Source organism: Salinicola rhizosphaerae, assembly GCF_014652715.1.
GTDB lineage: Bacteria > Pseudomonadota > Gammaproteobacteria > Pseudomonadales > Halomonadaceae > Salinicola > Salinicola rhizosphaerae.
This window is the reverse complement of sequence record NZ_BMZI01000008.1, coordinates 7,270-27,526: the sequence shown is the minus strand read 5'-3', so window position 1 is coordinate 27,526 and position 20,257 is coordinate 7,270. Positions and strand designations below refer to the sequence as shown.

Below are 20,257 nucleotides of genomic sequence, written 5' to 3'. Positions count from 1 at the left end.
GTTCGTTGCGTTGTATCCCTCGTCTGAAACCCGTTTCCCAAGGAGTGTGAGGTGCTCGAGCTCGCCGCCATCGTGTTGACCGTTACCGCCGTGCTGGCGTGGTTCAACGAACGCTATGTCCATCTGCCGGCGACCATCGGCGTCATGGTGATCGCGCTGTTTCTGTCGCTGGTGATTCAGGGGCTCGCCAGTGTCGGAATCAACGCGCCCGCGGCGTTGACGCGCGGCTGGGTGGAGGCGCTCGATTTCGATTCGCTGTTGATGAACGGCATGCTGTCGTTTCTGCTGTTCGCGGGCGCGCTGCATGTCGATATCAAGAAACTGCGCGACTACTGGGCCTCGATCGGCGTGCTGGCGATTCTCGGGACCATCGTCAGCACGATTCTGATCGGTTTTGCCTCGCACTGGCTGCTCGGCATTCTGGGTGTACCCGTCGCGCTGCCGTGGTGTCTGGTGTTCGGGGCCTTGATCTCGCCCACCGACCCGGTCGCGGTACTCGGCATCATGCGTGGCGCCGGTGCCCCGGACGACATGGAGGTGCGCATCGTCGGCGAGTCGCTGTTCAATGACGGCGTTGCCGTGGTGCTGTTCACGCTACTGCTTTCGGCGGCGCAAAGCGGTGAATCCCTGGCGGGCGGGCACGCACTGATGCTGTTCGTCGAGGAGGCCGGCGGCGGCGTGTTGTTCGGTCTGCTGCTCGGTTACGGCGTGCATGCGCTGATGAAGCGTGTGGACCAGTACCAGGTCGAGGTGCTGCTGTCGCTTGCGATGGTGCTTGGCGGCTACACGCTGGCGACGCATCTGCACGTCTCGGGGCCGATCGCCATGGTCGTCGCGGGGCTGGTGGTGGGCAACCACGCCTGGGCTCACGCGATGTCGACGCAGACGCGGCAGCATCTCAACGACTTCTGGGAGCTGATCGACGAAATCCTCAACGCGCTACTGTTCGTCATCATCGGTCTGGAACTGCTGGCGTTGCCGTTCCACTGGAACTATCTGCTGGTTGCCGTGCCGCTGATCGCGCTGTTGATCGCGGTGCGTTTCATCGTGGTCGCCGTTCCGGTCTCGCTGGCCCACCGTCATTTTCGGCGTGGCTCGATCGCCGTGCTGACCTGGGGTGGCCTGCGTGGCGGCATCTCGGTGGCGCTGGCGCTCTCGTTACCGCCGGGTGACTCCCGCGACATCCTGCTCAATGTCACTTACCTGATCGTGCTGTTCTCCATCGTCTCTCAGGGCCTGACCATCGGGACGCTGGTGCGCCGCGTCTTGAAGCCAACGGCGTAGAATTCGAGATATTTTCACCGCTTAGACTTTGGTCTAAGTTGGCGCTCAATTCATGGTATCCCCGGCGGTCGTTACTTACTCTTGGGCCAGATTGTTCAATGGAGTCCCGTAAAAACGGGAACGACGACCGGGGTGAATCATGACACGACGCACAGCGAAGCCAGGCAGCGAATCATCGAGCAGGAAGTCACTGGGTACAGGCATGCTGATTGCGGCGCTGGGACTGTCCGGCGCCCTGTTGGCAGGCTGCGGCGACGACGGTGACGACCAGGCAAGCAGTGGCACCCAATCCTCATCGCAAGCGTCTAGCGAGACATCGCAGAGCGCTTCCTCCTCCGGTGAAATGTCATCCGACAGCGCCGCTTCGGGTGATTCCCAGTCGATGGCAAACTCGGACGAAGGTGCTGGCGAACCGGTGAATCTGATCTTCGGCACCGGCGGCACCGGCGGCTCCTACTATCCGATCGGCGGCGCGCTCAAGAGCGTGTTCGAGCAGAGCGATCTTGTCGACGGCGTTCAGGTCGTCTCGACCGGGGCCTCGGTGCAGAACATCAATAACATCAGTGACGGTCTCAACCAGATCGCCATTGTCATGAGCGATGTCGCTTACGACGCGGTAAAAGGGCAGAACCAGTTCGAAGGCCATCCGGCCGATATCAAGGCGATCGCCGGCCTCTACCCCAACGTGGTTCAGGTCGTGGCGACCGACGATAGCGACATCCACTCCATCGCGGATCTGAAGGGCAAGCGCGTGGGTGTCGGCAAGGTCGGCTCCGGCGTCGAGCAGAGCGCGGCGAAGGTGCTGGAATCCGCCGGCCTGAGCTATGACGACCTCGCCCAGGTCAGCCATACCGGCTACGCCGACAGCGTGACCGAGATGAGCAACGGCAACCTCGATGCCGCCTTCTTCACCTCGGGCGTGCCCAACTCCAGCATCACCGGGCTGATGCAGAGCACCGACATCACCTTCGTGCCGGTCGAGGGTGACGTCGCCTCCAAGCTGCTCGACAAGTATCCGTACTACGAGACCTACGAGATTCCGGCCGGCGCGCCCGAACGTTACAACCTGGGCGATGCAGTCGATACCGTGGCGATCCGCAACATGATGATCGTCGGCGGCGACATGCGTGACGACGTCGGCGAGGAGCTCGCCAAGCGCTTCCACGACTATCTCGAGTCCGGCAACGTCTCCGTCGGCGCGCTGAAGCAGTTCGATCCGGCAACGATGAACCAGAACCTGGTCGTGCCGATTCAGGCGGGAGCCGAAGCCTACTACGAGACCCTCGGAACCGCTTCCGACGCGTCGACCGATGACGTCACCCATTCTGGCGACGACAGTGATCTGTCGGAAGAGACAGCGAGCATGCCGGCCAACGAAGAGGCGGCAACGACGAAAGCCGATGGTGCCGAGGCGAACCCCGAAAAGCAGACCAGTGCCGAAACGCCGGAAGACAACGCCGAGCCAACCGAGGGCAGTGACACGAGCGGCAGCGAGAACGCCCAGGACAAAGAGCCACAGTCCTGACCCACGATCAGCATGTGCGAGACCCGGCGCGCGCCTGATATGGCGCGCGCCGTCGTGCGTTCGAAGGTGAGGGGGCGACGGTGACGCGGGGGCGCTGGATGCTAGCCGCCGCGGTGGCGACCGTGCTGATCACGGCCGCCACGGTGCCGCTTCCCTGGCTGGCGGTCCGCGACGGCCACGACTGGCGCTTCGCCCTGCCCGGCTGGCACGGGACCACCTTCAAGATTCGCTGGATGCACTCGGTCGAGAAGGAAGACTGGGAGGAGTGGTTCGCGATCACGCCGAGTGGCGCGATCGAGATCACCGGGACTCGCTTCAAGACCTTCGGCGCCGGTGTCCCCTCACACGCGGGGACCGAGACGCATCTGGACGATGGCTGGGTGGTGATGACGGGGATCGATCGCGTGGTCGATCCCTACGCCGTTCAGGCCGCCGTCGAAGAGCACTATCGGCTGATCTTTCATGGCCGGGCGATTGCGCTCTCCCGAAGCGATCCGCCGCCCATCCTGACCTTTGCCGTGGTCGATGCCCCGCTGTGGCAGGCACTGCCTGCTCTCGTTCGCACGTTGAACGGCGCGCTCGACTCCCAATGAAAACCGGCTGATTGCCGCCGCAGGAAACCGACATGGCCGAACAAAAAACGACCCTCTCCGCCGATGGCTCCGAAGACCCTTCGGTGAAGGAAGCGCTTGAGAAATTCGATCGCGAGAGTCTGGTGCGCGACAAGCTACCCGCGGGTATCGTCAAGTTCGTGACGCTGGTCAGCGTGCTGCTGGCCCTGTTTCATCTCTACACCTCGTTCTCCGGGCCGCTGGTGGATGTCGCCCAGCGCAGTATCCATCTCTACACGCTGCTTGGATTGGCCTTCGTGCTCTATCCTCTGACCCGCAAGGGCGCGCGGGATCGGGTGCCGTGGGGCGACGCCTTGCTGGCGCTGATCGCGTTCGGCATCGGCGTCTACATGCTCTCGGTGTCGGATCGGGTGATCGCCTCCGCGGGGCGCATCAATAACGTCGACATGGTGATCGGCTTCGTCGCGATCGGCCTGGTGCTGGATGCGACTCGCCGCGTTACCGGCTGGGGGCTGACGATCCTGGCGTCGCTGTTTCTGATCTACGGTTTCTACGCCAAGCTTTCGTTCTACCCGCAGCTTAACGAGACGATCATTCTCGCCACCTGCAAGCAGATCGTCTCGCATCTCGTCTATATCACCGAAGGGTTGCTGGGAACGGCCATTGGGGTCTCGGCGAGCTACATCATCCTGTTCATCCTGTTCGGGGCCTTTCTTGGCAAGTCCGGCCTCGGTCAGCTGTTCAATGACCTGGCACTGGCGATTGCCGGTCACACCCGTGGCGGCCCGGCGAAGGTCGCCGTCATCGCCAGCGGTTTTCTCGGCTCGATCAACGGCTCGGCGATCGCCAACGTGGTGACAACCGGCGCCTTCACCATCCCGTTGATGAAGAAGACCGGCTACAAGCCGAACTTTGCCGGCGCGGTGGAGGCTGCGGCGAGCGTGGGCGGGCAGATCCTGCCGCCGATCATGGGCGCCGCGGCGTTCATCATGGCCGAGGTGCTCTCGGTGCCGTACACCCAGGTGATCCTGGCGGGCATCATTCCGGCGCTGCTTTTCTACCTCGGCGTGCTGTTTCAGGTGCACCTGCGCGCGATGCGCAATGGCCTGGAGGGCATTCCGCGCTCGCAGCTGACGCCGCTGAAGGAGGTCATGCTCAAGCGGGGCCATCTGCTGATTCCGATGGCGGTGCTGCTGTGGCTACTGTTCGAAGGGCGAGCACCGTTCTTCGCGGCCTTCTGGTCGATTGCCGCCACCGTGCTGATCTGCGGCACACGCCGCGTCACCATCGGCTTGAGCGTGATTCTGGTGCTGCTGATCTTCGAACCGCAGCTGCGCGCGCTCATCGACGGCAATCCGCTGCCGAACTTTCCCGCCAGCCGCTGGATGCTGTTTGCGATCATTGCCATTCCGGTCGCCATCAACGCGGTTCGCGCCCGGCTTGGCATGGTCGCCGAAAAGATGGACGTCGGTGACTGCCGCGATGCCATGCACGATGGTGTGCGCAACGCGATTCCCGTGGCAATCGCCTGCGGTGCGGTGGGCATCATCGTCGGTATCGCGACCCTGACCGGCGTGGCGCTGGAAGCCGCGGATGCAGTGGTCACGCTGGGCCAGCAGATCCCGATTCCGATGATCCAGCTGCTGGTGACGCTGGCACTGACCATGGTGGCCTCCATCGTTCTGGGCATGGGGCTGCCGAGTATCCCGACCTACATCATCACCAGCACCATGGCGGCGCCGATTCTGCTCAATCTGCCACTTTTCCGGGAGCTCGCCGGCAGCAACGACACGGCGATCTTCGTTGCCCACATGTTCGTGTTCTACTTTGGCCTGTTCGCCAACCTGACCCCGCCGGTGGCGCTCGCCGCGTACGCGGGCGCGGGCATCAGCGGTGGCTCGCCCAACGCGACCGGTTTCCAGGCGATGAAGCTCGCTATCGCCGGGTTCGTGGTGCCGTACATGTTCGTCTTCGCCCACAGCATGCTGATGATCGATGCGACCTGGATGAACACCCTCTGGGTGATCGTGACCGGCGTCGTCGGGGTGCTGCTGCTGGCGGTCGCGGTCGAGGGCTATCTGCGTCGGCCGCTCAATCCGTTCTGGCGCGTGCTGGCCGCCGTCGGTGCGCTGTCACTGATCTTCCCGGGACTCGCCAGCGATATCGTCGGGGCCGCGATCACCGTGGTGCTGTTCATGCTGGCCAAGGCCAGGCCGCCGGTCAGCACGACGCCGGCGTAAACGAGACGTCCGGCGCGTTGTCCCGCAGCCCGCTCGCGATTCGGCGAGCGGGCTTTTTTCGGTCGCCCGCGGTCGCGGCAGGTCTCGTTTGTCCGCCTTGGCGGCGGGTCGTCTGACCGAACGACGGCCATTGCTTCGACTTTGGTCGCAAATGCGGCCAACGTGCAACGACACCCGGCGAAGCGCTTTGCTATAAGGAAAGCAAGGCACCCGAGGTCGTTGGGTTCAGCAGAGGTGCCGGTTCTGCTCGGTACTTGAGCCGAGCAGCGCGACCGATGAGGAGTAGTCATGGCGATCAACGTCACGCGGCGACAGTTCTTCAAACTGGGCGGTGCGGGTCTGGCGAGTTCGAGCCTGGCAATGATGGGCTTTGCCCCCGAACCCGCCGAGGCTTCGATCCGGCAATTCAAGCTGAGTCACGCCAAGGAGACCCGCAATACCTGCACCTACTGCTCTGTAGGCTGCGGCATTCTGATGTACAGCAAGGGCGACGGTTCGAAAAACGTCGAGCAGGACGTGTTTCACATTGAAGGGGACCCCGATCATCCGGTCTCGCGCGGTTCGCTCTGTCCGAAGGGCGCGGGACTGCTCGACTTCGTTCACAGCGAAGGGCGCCTGGCCTACCCGCAGGTGCGCGAGGCCGGCAGCGACGAGTGGAAGCGGATCTCCTGGGATGAAGCCTACGCGCGAATCGCCCGACACATGAAGGATGACCGCGACGCCAACTTCGTGCGCCGCAACGCGCAGGGGCAGACGGTCAATCACTGGACGACGACGGGCTTCCTGGCGGCCTCCGGTTCCTCCAACGAAGCCGGCTACATTACGCACAAGGTAGTGCGCAGTCTCGGCATGGTGGCGTTCGACAACCAGGCGCGCGTCTGACACGGACCGACGGTGGCAGGTCTTGCCCCTTCATTCGGTCGCGGTGCCATGACCAATCACTGGGTCGACATCCGCAATGCCAATCTGATCATCGTGATGGGCGGCAATGCTGCCGAAGCGCATCCCGTGGGATTCCGCTGGGTGACCGAGGCGATCGAGCATAATAACGCCGAGCTGATCACGATCGATCCGCGTTTCACGCGCACCAGCGCGGTGGCGCAGGACCGGGCGTTCATCCGCACCGGCACCGATATCGCCTTTCTCGGCGGGCTGATCAGCTACCTGATCGAGACCGATCAGATTCAGCGCGAGTACGTGCTCCACTACACCGATGCAGCGCTGATCGTTCGCGACGGCTACGGCTTCGAGGATGGGCTTTTCTCGGGTTACGACGAGTCCACGCGCAGCTACGACAAGCAGTCGTGGATGTACGAGATGGGCGACGACGGTTTCGTGCGGCGCGATGAGTCGCTGCGAAATTCGCGCTGCGTCTATCAGCTCCTGCGTGAACACTACGCCCGCTACACGCCCGAGACGGTCTCCAGCATCACGGGGATTCCGGTCGAGACGCTGCAGCGCCTGTGGAAGAAGATGGCGGCCACCTGCGTGCCCGACAAGACCATGACCTTCTGCTACGCGCTCGGCTGGACCCAGCACTCGACCGGTTCGCAGATCGTGCGCGCGGCGGCGATGGTGCAGCTTCTGCTCGGCAACATGGGGTTGCCGGGCGGTGGCGTCAACGCGTTGCGCGGACACTCCAACATTCAGGGGCTGACCGATCTCGGCCTGCTTTCGCAGCTCTTGCCGGGCTATCTGACGCTCGCCAACGCCAAAGAGCAGGATTACGCCGCCTACATCGACAAGCGCACCAAGCAGCCGACCGTGGAGGGGCAGGTCTCCTACTGGAAGAACTACGAGAAGTTCCACGTCAGCCTGATGAAGTCCTGGTTCGGTGATGCCGCGACCGAGACCAATCAGTGGTGCTTCGAATGGCTACCCAAGCTGGAGCGTCCGCTCTACGACGTGCTCGATACTTTCGAGCGCATGTCGAAAGGGGAGATGACTGGCTACTTCTGCCAGGGATTCAATCCGCTGGCGTCGTTCCCTGATCGAGCCAAGGTGACGCGGGCGCTGTCGTCGCTGAAGTATCTGGTGGTGATGGACCCGCTCAATACCGAAACCAGCGAGTTCTGGAAGCACTACGGCGAGTACAACGATGTCGACTCGAGCGCGATCGATACCGAAGTGTTTCGGCTGCCGACCTGCTGCTTCGCGGAAGACGAGGGCTCCATCGTCAATAGTGCCCGCTGGCTGCAGTGGCACTGGGCCGCCGCGCCGCCGCCGGGTGACGCGCGGCCGGATATCCGCATCATGGCCGAGCTGTATCGCGAGCTGAAGCGGCTTTATGAGGCGGAGGGTGGCGCCTTCCCGGACCCGCTGCTCAACCTGACCTGGGATTACAAGATCGCCGACGAGCCGTCGCCGCAGGAGCTGGCGCGCGAGTACAACGGCCGAGCGCTCGCGGATCTCGTCGACGCCGAAGGCAACGTGACGCGCCGCGCCGGTGAGCAATTGTCCGGCTTCGGTGAGTTGACCGCCGACGGCAAGACCGCGGCTGGCTGCTGGATCTTCACCGGCTGCTGGACGGAAGACGGCAACCAGATGGCACGGCGCGACAATTCCGATCCCTACGGGACCGGCAATACGCTGGGCTGGGCGTGGGCGTGGCCGGCCAACCGGCGCATTCTCTACAACCGTGCCAGCGCCGATGTGCAGGGGCGCCCCTGGGGGCCGGACAAGGCGTTCATCTGGTGGGACAGCGAGCAGGGGCTCTGGGTCGGTGCAGACGTGCCGGATTTCGTCGCGACCTCGCCGCCGTCCCAGGGGCAGATGCCGTTCATCATGCAGCCAGAGGGCGTGGGGCATCTGTTCGCCGGGCAGAGCATGGTCGATGGCCCGTTCCCCGAGCACTACGAACCGTTCGAGTCACCGGTAAAGGACAACCTGCTGCATCCGGGCAATTCGCGGGCGCGGGCCAATCCGGCCGCCCGAATCTTCGACGACGATCGCGAAGCGCTGGGTAAGCCGGAGGATTTCCCGCACGCGGCGACCACCTATCGCCTGACCGAGCATTTCCACTTCTGGACCAAGCACGCCGAGCTCAACGCCATCGTGCAGCCGGAGCAGTTCGTGGAGATCGGCGAGGCGCTGGCCGAAGAGATCGGCGTGGCCGCCGGGGATTGGGTCAAGGTGTCCTCCAATCGCGGCTCGATCCGCGCGGTGGCGGTGGTGACCAAACGACTGCGGCCGATGCAGATCGGCAGTCGCCAGGTCCATCACGTTGGCATTCCGCTGCACTGGGGCTTCACCGGCGCCGCGAAGAAAGGCTTTCTGATCAATGCGCTGACGCCCTTCGTCGGCGATGCCAATACCCAGACGCCGGAGTACAAGTCATTCACCGTGCGCGTCGAGAAGGCGTGAGGAGGGTTCATGGATAATTCTCAGAACATCATCGCCCGCTCCGCCACGACAACGGCGCCACCGCAGGTGCGCGGCCATGTGGAGGAGGTCGCCAAGCTGATCGATGTCTCCAAGTGCATCGGCTGCAAGGCTTGTCAGGTGGCGTGCATGGAGTGGAACGACCTGCGTGATGAGGTCGGCGAGTGTCACGGCACCTACGATAATCCGACCGATCTCACCGCGAATTCGTGGACGGTGATGCGTTTCAACGAGCACGAAACCGAGGACGGCGATCTGGAGTGGCTGATCCGCAAGGATGGCTGCATGCACTGCGCCGATCCCGGATGCCTGAAGGCGTGCCCGGCGCCTGGCGCGATCGTGCAGTACGCCAACGGCATCGTCGATTTCGACTCCAACCACTGCATCGGCTGCGGCTACTGCATCACCGGGTGTCCGTTCGATATTCCGCGTATCTCGCCGAAGGATCAGAAATCCTACAAGTGCACGCTCTGCTCGGATCGGGTCAATGCCGGCATGGAGCCGGCCTGCGTCAAGACCTGTCCGACCAACTGCATCGAGTTCGGGACCAAGGCGGACATGCTGGTGCGCGCCGAGAAGCGGGTCGGCGATCTCAAGGCGCGGGGGTTTCGCGATGCCGGCATCTACGACCCGGCGGGTGTCGGCGGCACGCACGTCATGTATGTGCTCCACCATGCCAATGATCCGAATCGCTACAGCGGCCTGCCGAAAGATCCGCGCATCTCGCCGCTGGTCGGTGCCTGGAAGGGCGCGACCAAGCCGATCATGTCCGCGATCATCGGTATCACCGCCTTTGCCGGCGTGATCCACTACATGACCAAGGGGCCGAAGGAGGAGCCGGAAGATGATCCCGGGCAAGAGGATGCTCCGGCGGACACGCTCGGCTACGATGCGACCCGGCGTGGCAGCGGGCAGCATGAGGGCAGCGCGGGTGAGCGCCCGCGGGGAGAAGAGCGATGAGAACGCCGCGACATCGTCTGATTCGCTACTCGCCGCTGGATCGCGCCAACCACTGGAGCATGGCGATGATCTTCATCCTGCTCGCGCTCTCGGGGCTCGCGTTCTTCCATCCGGCATTCTTCTTCTTGAGCCATACCCTGGGCGGGCCAGTGTGGGCGCGCATTCTGCATCCGTTCCTGGGCGTCGTGCTGGTGTTGCTCTTCTATGCCATGGCGGCACGGCACGTCAGCCGTAATCTTCTCGGCGAGAACGACGTGCAGTGGATGCGCCAGATCAGAGACGTGCTCGACAATCGCGACGAGAAGCTGCCACCGATCGGCAAGTACAACCCGGGCCAGAAGCTGGTGTTCTGGTCGCTGGTGGTGTCGATCGCACTACTGCTGCTCAGCGGCGTGATCATGTGGCGGCCGTGGTTCGCCGGCTACTTCCCGATTCCGCTGATCCGCTTTGCCAGCCTGATCCACTCCCTGTCGGCGTTCGTCGCCATCGTCACCATCGTGATTCACATCTATGCGGCGATCTGGGTCAAGGGTTCGATTCGCTCGATGACGCGGGGCTGGGTGACGCGCGCCTGGGCGCGACATCATCACGGTCTCTGGGCCAGGGAGCAGGAGGAGAAACAGCGTGAGCACTCCTGAGCGAGAGGCCGGCACGAGCGCTGGTCACGCCTTCGGTCGTGCACCGGAATCCCCCGGCGCGCCGCCGATGGTCGTGCTGCCGGGGCGCAAGCTGTTCGCCGAGCGGGTGCAGCGCCTGCATCGGCTTGCCGAGCGCCTGCCGGCAATGGCCGATTATCTCTACTTCATGGCGCGCATTGTCGAGGCGCAGCATCACGTGCTGCAGATGCCGCGACCGCGTCTGACCGATAGCGCCGACCTGGCGATCGCCCACGACATCCCGCCCCTCGCCGTGGATGGGCTGTGGCGAGACATGAGCTGGCCACAGGATCTGGACGCCTTGATTGCCGATCTCGACGAGGACGTGCCGGCTGCCCAGCGCGCCTGGTTCGAACGGATCAAGGCCCTGGCCGAGCCCGAGCGCATGGTGCTGGCCGCTGGCGTGTTGAGCGGAGAGATCGAAGCCGATCAGGAGATCGCCATGGCGCCGTTGATGGGCGCCGCACTGCAGGTGGCGTGGACGCGCCAGGCACGCGGGATTGCGCACCCGCCGGGCCGACCGAAGGCGGGTGCGCGCGCACTCTGCCCGTGCTGTGGGGTGCCGCCGGTGGCCAGCGTGATCCAGATCGGCATGGCGCGTTCCAGGGTACGCTATCTGCACTGCGGTCTCTGTGCCACCGAGTGGTATGCCGAGCGGGCGCGCTGTGCCTACTGCGGCGATAGCAGAACACTGGCCTACGAGACCCTGGAAGACGAACGCGGCGAACGGGTGTTGCCCGTTCAGGCGGAGACCTGCGGCGCCTGCGAAAGCTATCTCAAGGTTGCCCAGCGCGAGTGGGAGCAGGATGCCGACCCGCTGGCCGATGACCTCGCAAGCCTCGCGCTCGACATGATGATCGGCGAACGCGAGTTGGCGCGTCGGGCTTTCAATCCGCTGCTGGTGCTGGGCCGGCGACTGGCTTGAGATGCGCATCGAGCGTCGGCAAGGAGGTGGTGCATTCAGCGATTCGGCGCGCTTTACTCAGAACATTCCGGCTGGTCGCAAGAGTCCTCGATGATGGAATCCACCACGATGTCCGAAGATCTGCGCCGCCGCCTGCCGGCGGTCAACACGCTGCTGGGCCATTCACTGCTGGCTGGCGATCGCGGGGATGTCGGCGACCGCGTACTGACCCGCGCGGTGCGCGAAACGCTTACCGCGTGGCGAGCGCGGCTGGGCACCGAAGGGGCGGCGTTGCCTGACGAAGCCACGCTGATCGCCGAGGTCCGAGCGGCGGTCGGGCGCCAGCGCTGCCGTCGCGCCCGTCCGGTGTTCAATCTCACCGGAACGGTCATCCACACCAACCTGGGCCGCTCTCCGCTCGGCGAGCGCGCGATCGAGGCCGTGGTCGACGCCGCACGTCATCCGGTCGCGCTGGAGTATGCGCTGGAAACGGGGGGGCGCGGAGACCGCGATAACCTGGTCGAAGAACTGCTGATCGAACTGACCGGGGCCGAGGCGGCGACCGTGGTCAACAACAACGCTGCCGCCGTGCTGCTGGCGCTGACGGCGCTAGGGGCAGGTCGTGAGGCGATCATCTCTCGCGGCGAGATGATCGAGATCGGCGGCGCCTTTCGCATGCCCGACGTGATGACGGCAGCCGGCTGCCGGCTGGTGGAGGTCGGCGCGACCAACCGCACCCATGCGCGGGATTTTCGTGGCGCGCTGAGCGAGCAGAGTGGCTTGATCGTCAAGGCGCACACCTCGAACTATCACGTCGAGGGCTTCACCGCGAGCGTGCCTGAAACCGAGCTGGCGGCGATCGCTCACGGACATGGCATTCCCTTCATGATCGACCTTGGCAGTGGGGCGCTGACCGATTTTCGTGCGCTCGGCTTACCGCACGAGGTGCGACCGTCGGAGGCGATCGCCGCGGGTGCCGATCTGGTCACCTTCAGCGGTGACAAGCTGCTAGGCGGGCCGCAAGCCGGGATCGTGGTCGGCCGGCGCGAGTTGATCTCGCGCCTGAAGCAGCACCCTCTCAAGCGTGCGCTGCGCTGTGACAAGCTGATCCTGGCGGCGCTGGAGGCGACGCTGAGCGTCTACCGCGATAGCGAAGCGCCCGCCCGCGAGCTGCCGACACTGGCCATGTTGACTCGAGCCGAGCGCGACATTGTCACTCAGGCCGAACGCCTGCTACCGGCGCTCGGCCGAGCCGTCGCCGGAATCGCCGAATGTGCGGTGCGGGCGTGTCGCAGCCAGCTCGGCAGCGGTTCGCTGCCGGTTGACCGTCTCGACAGCGCGGCGCTCGTGCTGACATCACCGAGCGGGCGCGAGCTCGGACGTCTGGAGCGGGCGCTGCGGCAGCTACCGCGGCCGGTGATCGGTCGTGTCCACGACGGCGCGCTCTGGCTCGATCTTCGCTGCCTGGCAAGCGCCGACGACGAGCAGGTCTTCGTCGACCAGCTCGAGTTCTTGCCGGATGCGTGGCAGGCGGCGACATGATTGTCGGTACCGCCGGCCATGTCGATCACGGCAAGACGGCGCTGATCCGTGCGCTGACCGGCGTGCAGACGGACCGCCTGAAGGAGGAGCAGGCGCGCGGGCTGACGATCGAGCCCGGTTACGCCTATCCGCGGCCGCCTGCCGGGTTCGACGGCGTTTCACTGGGCTTCATCGACGTGCCGGGACATGAGCGTTTCATCGCCAACATGCTCTCCGGCGCGGCCGGTATCGAGGCGATGCTGCTGGTGGTGGCCGCAGATGACGGCATCATGCCGCAGACGCGCGAGCACGCGCGCATCCTGGAGCTGCTCGGCGTCACCCGCGCCTGGGTCGCGCTGACCAAGATCGACCGTGTCGATAGCGCACGCATCGCCGCGGTCAGCGCCGATATCGATGCCTGGCTGGCCGCGACGCCGTTTGCCGGGGCGCCGATCTTTCCGTTATCCAGCGTCAGCGACGCGGGCATCGCTGCACTGGGCGAGACACTGTGGCAGACGGCGGCCCGCTGCGCTGCGCCAGTGGATATCGGCGAATTTCGCCTGGCCGTCGATCGCGTCTTCATCAAGACAGGCAGCGGCGTTGTCGTGACGGGCACGGTGCGCAGCGGCAGCGTCAATGTCGGCGAGACGGTTCATCTGCTGCCGGGGCTCATTAACGCACGGGTGCGGGGATTGCGGGCGCAGAATCGCCAGGTGGCACGAGCGAGCGCCGGCGAGCGCTGTGCGATCAACCTGAGCGGCAGCGAAGTCGAGCGTTCCCGCATCGTTCGGGGGGATTGGGTCGTCGGCGAGCACTCGCCTGTCGAGAGCCGCCTTCGTCTTGACGCAACTCTGCGGCTGCTGCCGGAGTCGCCGCCCGTTGCGCATTGGACGCCGGTGCATCTGCATCACGCCAGCGCCCATGTCACCGGCAGGCTTTCACTACTGGAGGGCGAGTCGTTGATGCCGGGGCAGTCGATGCTGGCGCAGCTGGTGCTCGACGATTCGCTGCAGGCTGTCCACGGTGACACGCTGATCGTTCGCGATCACGGCGCCAGTCGCACGCTGGGCGCGGCGCGAGTGCTGGATGTGGCGCCCCCGCGACGCGGGGCGCGTAAACCAGCGAGGCTTGACGAGTTGCGGGCGCTGGAGGCGTTGTCGCGGCAGCGGCTCGATGACAGCGCCCTGGTCGCGTTCCTGAGAGAGCGCGAATGCGGGGAGACCGCGGATATCGATATCGTGGCGCTGACCGCCAACCTGAACCTGGGGCGAGGAACGCTGGTGAGCGCAGCCGAGCGCGCCGGCTGGCGGGTTCTTTCACACGGAGGCGACTGCCGCGCGCTGTCGCCCGCGGTGTGCGATTCGCTCTCGGCGTCGCTGCTCGCCTGCCTGGCATCGATTCACGAACTCGAGCCGGCCACGCGCGGTGTCGATGTCGATCGATTGCGACGCATGCTCGTACCCCACTGGCCCTCGCCATTGTTCCGCCCCTGGCTCGAACGGGAGAAGGAGAGCGGCAAGGTCGTGCAGCACGGGCCCTTCGTCGCCTTGCCCGCACACGCGGCCACGCTCTCTCCGGAGGACGCCGCGCGCTGGTCGCGTCTGATGCCTTTGCTGCAGGCCGAGCCCTTCGAGCCGCCGCGCGTGCGGGAGCTTGCCGCCATGCTCGGTTGGGGCGAGACCGATACGCGAGCACTGCTGCGCAGTGTGGCGCTGCTGGGCGAGGTTTATCAGATGCGTCACGACCACTTCTTTACGAGCGCGTCGGTGGCCCGCCTGGCGGAGATCGTTCGGGAACTGGATCTCATGAGTGCGCAGGGCGCGCGCGCGGCCGAGTTTCGCGATCGGATCGGGTGCGGCCGCAAGCTCTCCGTGACGATACTCGAATTCTTCGACCGGGTCGGATTCACTCGACGTATCGGGGATAGTCATCGCGTCATTCGGGACGATATGCTGTTCGAGTGAGTGTTATCGCTGATCCGGGAAGAGAATCGTCCTCCGGTGGGGCGCCAGGACTTCAACTCCTGTAGGGGCTGCCAGCGGTCCCTGGTGGGTTCGACTCCCACTCTCTTCCGCCAGCAAGGTGCATTAGCGTCAGGCGAGCCATCGTGCCTATCTCTTTTGTCTGGCGAATCCGTCTGATTATCGCGCCTGGCTATCTCGGCGCCAGCGGCGTTCCTGGCACATCAGAAGGCATCGGGCCTTCCGGGACTCGACCCGGTGGGGGCGCTGTATCGGTGCATCGGTGGCTCGAAAAGGTCAAGGAAATGGGGCGGCACAAAAAATTACTGATTTTTATTGAAGGCTCAGTCACTTATAACTGCATGATTAAGTTGACTTAAGTTTTGCCATTAGGAAAATTGATGCATTGATCACCAAAAGTACCTTGGATAACCCGTTTTTACGGTCCATTCTGATCGTGCTCACTTGGCCAGGAGGCAAACACCGCGATGGATTGCGGGAGTGAGCACTCCAATGTTGCCCACCTGACGACCATCCACTTGACCGCCCGCCCGAAGAGATCGCCAGGTTTCTGATACCACTATGCTCGAGTACCACTATGCTCGAGAGTCCGTCACCGCTCTGGTGGCACCGGCTTTTCTGCACGATTCACGTTGCCCGACCATTCTGCATGCCGAGGACGCTCCAGGGGCATGGCGTCGTCCCGACACGCATGACGCCATCCGAAGCGCGGCTTTCTCGAAGGGGTGACGGCCATGACCGGCGTCAAATCATGACTGAGTCTGCACGCCTTCCAGCAGCGCTGCCATGTCGTCGGCATGCTCCTCTTCCTGGGCCAGAATGTCCTCCATGACACGGCGCGACGTCGGGTCCTTGTCGCCGAGGTAGGTGACGATCTCCCGATAGCTGTCGATGGCAATGCGCTCGGCGATCAGATCTTCTTTGATCATCTCTTCCAGCGTCTCGCCTTCGGCATACTCCGAATGCGAGCGGCTCAGCAACCCCTCCGGTGAAAAGTTGGGCGCGCCGCCGAGCTGGGTGATGCGTTCGGCAAGCTGGTCGGCGTGCTGCTGTTCCTCCTGAGCGTGTTCGAGAAACTCGCCCTTGGCGATGCTCGAGCTGAGACCGTCGGCCATGTAGTAATGACGCTTGTAGCGCAGCACGCAGACGATCTCGGTCGCCAGCGCCTCGTTGAGGATGTTGATGACCGTCTCGCGATCCGCAGAGTAGCCCTCGGTGACGGCGCCATTCTCGATATGCTGACGGGCGCGTTCACGGATGGTTTGAATATCGGTCAGAAAGGGTTGAGAGCTCATCGAATTCTCCTGGAAACGCAGGGTGAGCGGTGATGGACTGCGCTACTGGTTTTCTCAACGCAGCACTTGCTTCCTCAACGTAGTCGAAGGTGGGCGCATTACCAGCCTGTCCGTGCAACCGCATGTAATACAATATCGTCGACATCGTGCGCTAACATGCGGGTAAATGTTTAACCAGGAAGCTTTTCATGGTGTCTTCCGCGCGCCACGACCACGACCACGATCACGGCCACGGGCATGGTCATGATCACTCCCACGATCACGCGCCCACGGTGACCGCTGACAGTGCGCGGCGGGTCAAGCTGGCCATGGGGCTGACGGCGGGCTTCATGCTGGCCGAGGTCATCGGTGGCTGGCTCTCCGGTTCACTGGCACTGCTCGCCGATGCGGGGCATATGCTGAGCGACAGCGTTTCGTTGGGATTGGCGCTGTTTGCCTTCTACATGGGCGATAAAGCGCCCGACAAGCTTCGCACCTATGGCTATGAGCGCTTTCAGGTGCTGGCGGCGTTCGTCAACGGACTGACATTGCTGGCGATCGCCGCGTGGATTTTCATCGCCGCGATACAGCGCTTCACCGAGCCGGTCGATGTGCTGGCCGGGCCGATGATGGTGATCGCCGTTCTCGGCTTCCTCGTCAATCTCGTCGTCTTCAAGATTCTCCACGGTGGTGATCAGGAGAACCTCAACCTTCGGGGCGCGGTGCTGCACGTGATCGGGGACCTGCTCGGTTCGATGGCGGCGATTCTCGCCTCGGTCGTGATCATGCTGACCGGCTGGATGCCGATCGATCCGCTGCTTTCGATGTTGGCGGCTGTGCTCATCCTGCGCGCGGCCTGGAAGATTCTGCGCCGTTCGACCCACACGCTGCTCGAGGGAACGCCGGAAGGGGTCGATGTCGCGCGTGTGCGCGAGGCGCTGCTGGGTGTCGAGGGCGTGCTGGACCTGCATGACATGCACATCTGGGCACTGACGCCGCAGCAACCGCTGTTGAGCGCACACCTGGTGATCGGGAAACCCGAACAGCATGACATCGTGCTCGGACGTGCCTATCGGCTGCTGACGACAGATTTTGGCATCGCGCATGCCACGCTTCAGGTCGAGTCGCGGGCCTGCCTGACCGGCGGCGACTGCGGGCACTCGACGTCCCTGCACCCCTGACCGGCGGTCTCACAGTCTCACGGTCGCCTGGCGCGGCGCCCCCATCGCGACTGACAGGCTCTCCCGACTCGCCGGCGGTCGGAAAGTTTCATTGGTGGTCGCGAAGCAGGAACGGCAAAATGGCGTCATCGAGTCGCTCCTGCCAATGTCCGGGTCGTTTTTATCATCCGGCGGGGAGCGACGGGCCCATCAGACGTCGAGAGTGACCATGACAGCGCCACTGCCACTTGGCATCAGCTTCGAGTTCTTTCCACCCAATACCGATCTCGGTCGAGAAAAGCTTGGCGTCGCGCGAGACGCCCTGGCGGATCGTGATCCCCGTTTCTTCTCGGTGACCTACGGGGCCGGCGGTTCCACTCAGGCGCGGACGTTCGACACGGTCAAGGTGGTGCGAGAGAACGGCGTCAGAACGGCGCCGCACCTTTCATGCGTGGGCAGCGAGAAGAGCGCTCTGCGCGATCTTCTGCAGGAGTATCGCGACAACGGCGTCGACAGCCTCGTCGCGCTGCGCGGTGATCTACCATCCGGTATGGGCTCGGCGGGCGAGCTGCGCTACGCCAACGAGCTGGTCGAGTTCATTCGCGAGGAAACGGGCGACCATTTCGAGATCGCGGTGGCGGCCTATCCGGAAGCGCATCCACAGGCGCCCAACTTCGAACGCGATCTCGAGAACTTCGTGCGCAAAGCGAAGGCGGGTGCGGATATCGCCATCACGCAGTACTTCTTTACGGCGGATGCCTACTTCCACTTCGTGGATCGGGTGCGCGCCGCCGGCGTCGAGACGCCGATCATTCCCGGTATCATGCCGATCATCAATTACACCAAGCTGGCGCGTTTCTCCGAGATCTGTGGCGCTGATATCCCGCGCTGGATTCGCAAGCAGCTCGAAGCCTACGGCGACGACAGCCAGAGCATTCAAGCTTTCGGCACGGAGGTCATGGCGCGCCTCTGTCAACAGCTCCTGGAAGGCGGCGCACCGGGGCTGCACTTCTACACGCTCAACCAGGCCGCGCCCAGCTTGCGCATTCTGGATAATATCGCTATCGACGGTTAAGTCATCGGGTTCGCGTTGTGATCGTCCGTTGTCTAACTTGAACCTGTCACCCGCGGACAGGAGGACGACATGCGACAGAAGACACTTTTGGCATTCGGCGCAGGCATCGCCATGACGCTGAGTGCCGCAGTCCAGGCTCAGACCAGCGTGGAGATGGATTCGGTTTCCAAAGATGGCGTCGGCGACAGCATCGGTACTGTAACGGCCGAGGATACCGATTATGGGCTGCTTCTGACTCCCGATCTTTCCGGACTGAAACCGGGCATTCACGGCTTCCACCTGCATCAGAATGCTAGCTGCGAAACGAGCGAGAGCGATGGTGAAGTGACGCCAGCCGGCGCGGCGGGAGGCCACTTCGATCCTGAGGAAACAGGGACTCACCAGGGCCCCTATACCGACGAAGGTCATCTAGGCGACATGCCTGCGCTCATGGTCGATTCGGCTGGCAATGCCACGACACCCGTCTTGGCGCCGCGTCTGGAAGAATCTGATTTGGGCGGTCACGCCTTCATGATCCATGAAGGTGGTGACAACTACTCCGACGAGCCCAAACTCGGCGGTGGTGGTGGCCGTGTTGCCTGTGGCGTCATCGAACAAGGCAGCTAAGCGTCGCCCAACGCCAGCACTGGCGCCGAGGTCAATCGACGCACGAACGGCTCTGCTTCGGCAGAGCCGTTCGTGTTTGCGGCTTTTGACATTCGAAATTGCAGGACAAGAGATCAGCCGCACCTGTAGTTGCGTAAGCTATTGTTTGAGTTGGCCTGGACGCGTCATAATCTGGTTTTTTATCCAGTAGGGCGCAGGCAGCGGTGGCTAATTTCAGAACACACCTCGGCGTTGCCGGTGTCGGCGGTGCCGCCGTGGCCCAGGCGGGTTGGCAGCTCTCGCTCTGGAGCGGGTGGCAGTCACTGATCATCGCCGGGCTGGTAGCCGTCGGCGGTATTCTCCCGGATATCGATGCCGATCACTCCCACGCTATTCGGCTGATCTTCAACATTCTCGCGGTCATTGCCGTGGTGCTCGCGGTGCTGCTGCTTCAGCATCGGCTCACGCCGGCGTGGCTGTTCGCTGCGGGCGGGGGCGTCTACGTTGGCGTGCGCTATGTCGCTGGTGCGATTTTCGCGCGTTTCACCGTTCATCGCGGTCTCTGGCATTCGCTGCTGGCCGCGCTCACCAGTGCGCTCTGCACCAGTGCCATCAGCTACTCCCTGCTGCATCAGCCCGCCTCTTTGGCCTGGCTGCATGGCATGGCGGTGGGCTTTGGTTTCCTGATCCATCTGGTGCTCGACGAGATCTACAGCGTCGACATGACGGGGGCGCGACTGAAGCGCTCGTTCGGCACGGCGCTAAAGCCCTACGTATGGGATTCGCCGGGAAGCGCGCTGATGCTGCTGATGACGGCAGCGCACCTGCTTGGCTGGCTGCCGTCGATCACGGCGCTGCGGGGCGTGTGGAGTCAGAGCCTGGCCCTTTGGCATTGACCCGTTTCGCGAGGCTTGCGCAAGTGGCGTCAGCGCCGTGGTTTCGGGTCCAGAATTCTGACTGGCGTGATCTCGTCGGAGGCGGGCTTCTGGGCCTCGCGCGGGCGGTTGACTCGAGTGGTGAGCTCCTGCGGCGAGTCATCCTCGAGCGGTAACTGCTCGAAGAAGTCACAATTGACGCAGTCGCGGTAGCGAATGCCATTCTGCTCCCAGGTGCGCACGCGATCCATGGCCGCACAGCG

16 protein-coding genes and 1 tRNA gene are annotated in these 20,257 nt (G+C 63.8%); 15 read left to right on the top strand and 2 right to left on the bottom strand.

Annotated features, from left to right (window positions below):
- Positions 1-51 precede the first annotated feature (51 nt).
- From IE125_RS16790 to IE125_RS16740, 11 genes are all read left to right on the top strand, one after another.
- Positions 52-1,284, top strand: coding sequence for a cation:proton antiporter (locus tag IE125_RS16790; protein WP_189445839.1), 1,233 nt, complete (start codon positions 52-54; stop codon positions 1,282-1,284).
- A 139-nt stretch (positions 1,285-1,423) separates the two neighbouring features.
- Entirely contained in the window at positions 1,424-2,809 is a 1,386-nt protein-coding gene (locus tag IE125_RS16785; protein WP_229809177.1) for a TAXI family TRAP transporter solute-binding subunit, read from the top strand.
- Positions 2,810-2,907: 98 nt separating this feature from the next.
- On the top strand, positions 2,908-3,402 hold the full coding sequence (locus IE125_RS16780) for a DUF1850 domain-containing protein (RefSeq protein WP_189445838.1): 495 nt from the start codon (positions 2,908-2,910) through the stop codon (positions 3,400-3,402).
- Between the two features lie 32 nt (positions 3,403-3,434).
- The gene (locus IE125_RS16775; protein WP_189445837.1) at positions 3,435-5,621 is read left to right on the top strand and encodes a TRAP transporter permease; all 2,187 of its coding nucleotides are present in this window, start codon (positions 3,435-3,437) and stop codon (positions 5,619-5,621) included.
- A 288-nt stretch (positions 5,622-5,909) separates the two neighbouring features.
- Positions 5,910-8,984 carry a formate dehydrogenase-N subunit alpha gene (gene fdnG, locus IE125_RS16770; RefSeq protein WP_505973606.1) on the top strand — a complete coding sequence of 1,025 codons (3,075 nt, stop codon included), beginning with the start codon at positions 5,910-5,912 and terminating at the stop codon, positions 8,982-8,984.
- A 9-nt stretch (positions 8,985-8,993) separates the two neighbouring features.
- Positions 8,994-9,962, top strand: coding sequence for a formate dehydrogenase subunit beta (fdxH, locus tag IE125_RS16765; protein WP_189445836.1), 969 nt, complete (start codon positions 8,994-8,996; stop codon positions 9,960-9,962).
- Positions 9,959-10,600: a formate dehydrogenase subunit gamma gene (locus tag IE125_RS16760; RefSeq protein ID WP_189445835.1), complete on the top strand. Its 642-nt coding sequence runs from the start codon at positions 9,959-9,961 to the stop codon at positions 10,598-10,600. The genes fdxH and IE125_RS16760 overlap by 4 nt, the downstream gene beginning before the upstream one ends.
- Entirely contained in the window at positions 10,587-11,543 is a 957-nt protein-coding gene (gene fdhE, locus IE125_RS16755; RefSeq protein ID WP_229809176.1) for a formate dehydrogenase accessory protein FdhE, read from the top strand. Before IE125_RS16760 ends, fdhE begins: the two co-directional genes overlap by 14 nt.
- A 90-nt stretch (positions 11,544-11,633) precedes the next feature.
- Positions 11,634-13,064, top strand: a complete 1,431-nt coding sequence (gene selA, locus IE125_RS16750) for an L-seryl-tRNA(Sec) selenium transferase (protein ID WP_229809175.1) — start codon at positions 11,634-11,636, stop codon at positions 13,062-13,064.
- Positions 13,061-15,007 (top strand): selenocysteine-specific translation elongation factor, encoded by a 1,947-nt coding sequence (selB, locus tag IE125_RS16745; protein WP_189445834.1) that lies wholly within the window; start codon positions 13,061-13,063, stop codon positions 15,005-15,007. The genes selA and selB overlap by 4 nt, the downstream gene beginning before the upstream one ends.
- A 17-nt stretch (positions 15,008-15,024) precedes the next feature.
- Positions 15,025-15,120: transfer RNA gene (locus IE125_RS16740), tRNA-Sec, on the top strand.
- Between the two features lie 654 nt (positions 15,121-15,774).
- Here IE125_RS16740 and IE125_RS16735 read toward each other — a convergent pair.
- Positions 15,775-16,320, bottom strand: a complete 546-nt coding sequence (locus tag IE125_RS16735; protein ID WP_189445833.1) for a ferritin-like domain-containing protein — start codon at positions 16,318-16,320, stop codon at positions 15,775-15,777.
- 188 nt (positions 16,321-16,508) lie between these two features.
- Between IE125_RS16735 and IE125_RS16730 the strand changes: the two genes are divergently transcribed.
- From IE125_RS16730 to IE125_RS16715, 4 genes are all read left to right on the top strand, one after another.
- Positions 16,509-17,480 carry a cation diffusion facilitator family transporter gene (locus IE125_RS16730; protein ID WP_189445832.1) on the top strand — a complete coding sequence of 324 codons (972 nt, stop codon included), beginning with the start codon at positions 16,509-16,511 and terminating at the stop codon, positions 17,478-17,480.
- A gap of 208 nt (positions 17,481-17,688) precedes the next feature.
- On the top strand, positions 17,689-18,534 hold the full coding sequence (gene metF, locus IE125_RS16725; RefSeq protein ID WP_189445831.1) for a methylenetetrahydrofolate reductase [NAD(P)H]: 846 nt from the start codon (positions 17,689-17,691) through the stop codon (positions 18,532-18,534).
- 69 nt (positions 18,535-18,603) lie between these two features.
- On the top strand, positions 18,604-19,140 hold the full coding sequence (gene sodC / locus IE125_RS16720; protein WP_189445830.1) for a superoxide dismutase family protein: 537 nt from the start codon (positions 18,604-18,606) through the stop codon (positions 19,138-19,140).
- Between the two features lie 203 nt (positions 19,141-19,343).
- Complete coding sequence (locus IE125_RS16715; protein WP_189445829.1) at positions 19,344-20,015, top strand: metal-dependent hydrolase; 672 nt, start codon at positions 19,344-19,346, stop codon at positions 20,013-20,015.
- A gap of 29 nt (positions 20,016-20,044) precedes the next feature.
- On the opposite strand, the gene IE125_RS16710 is transcribed toward IE125_RS16715, so the two are convergent.
- The coding region (locus IE125_RS16710) for a YheV family putative metal-binding protein (protein WP_189445828.1) at positions 20,045-20,257 on the bottom strand (213 nt) is incomplete at its 5' end.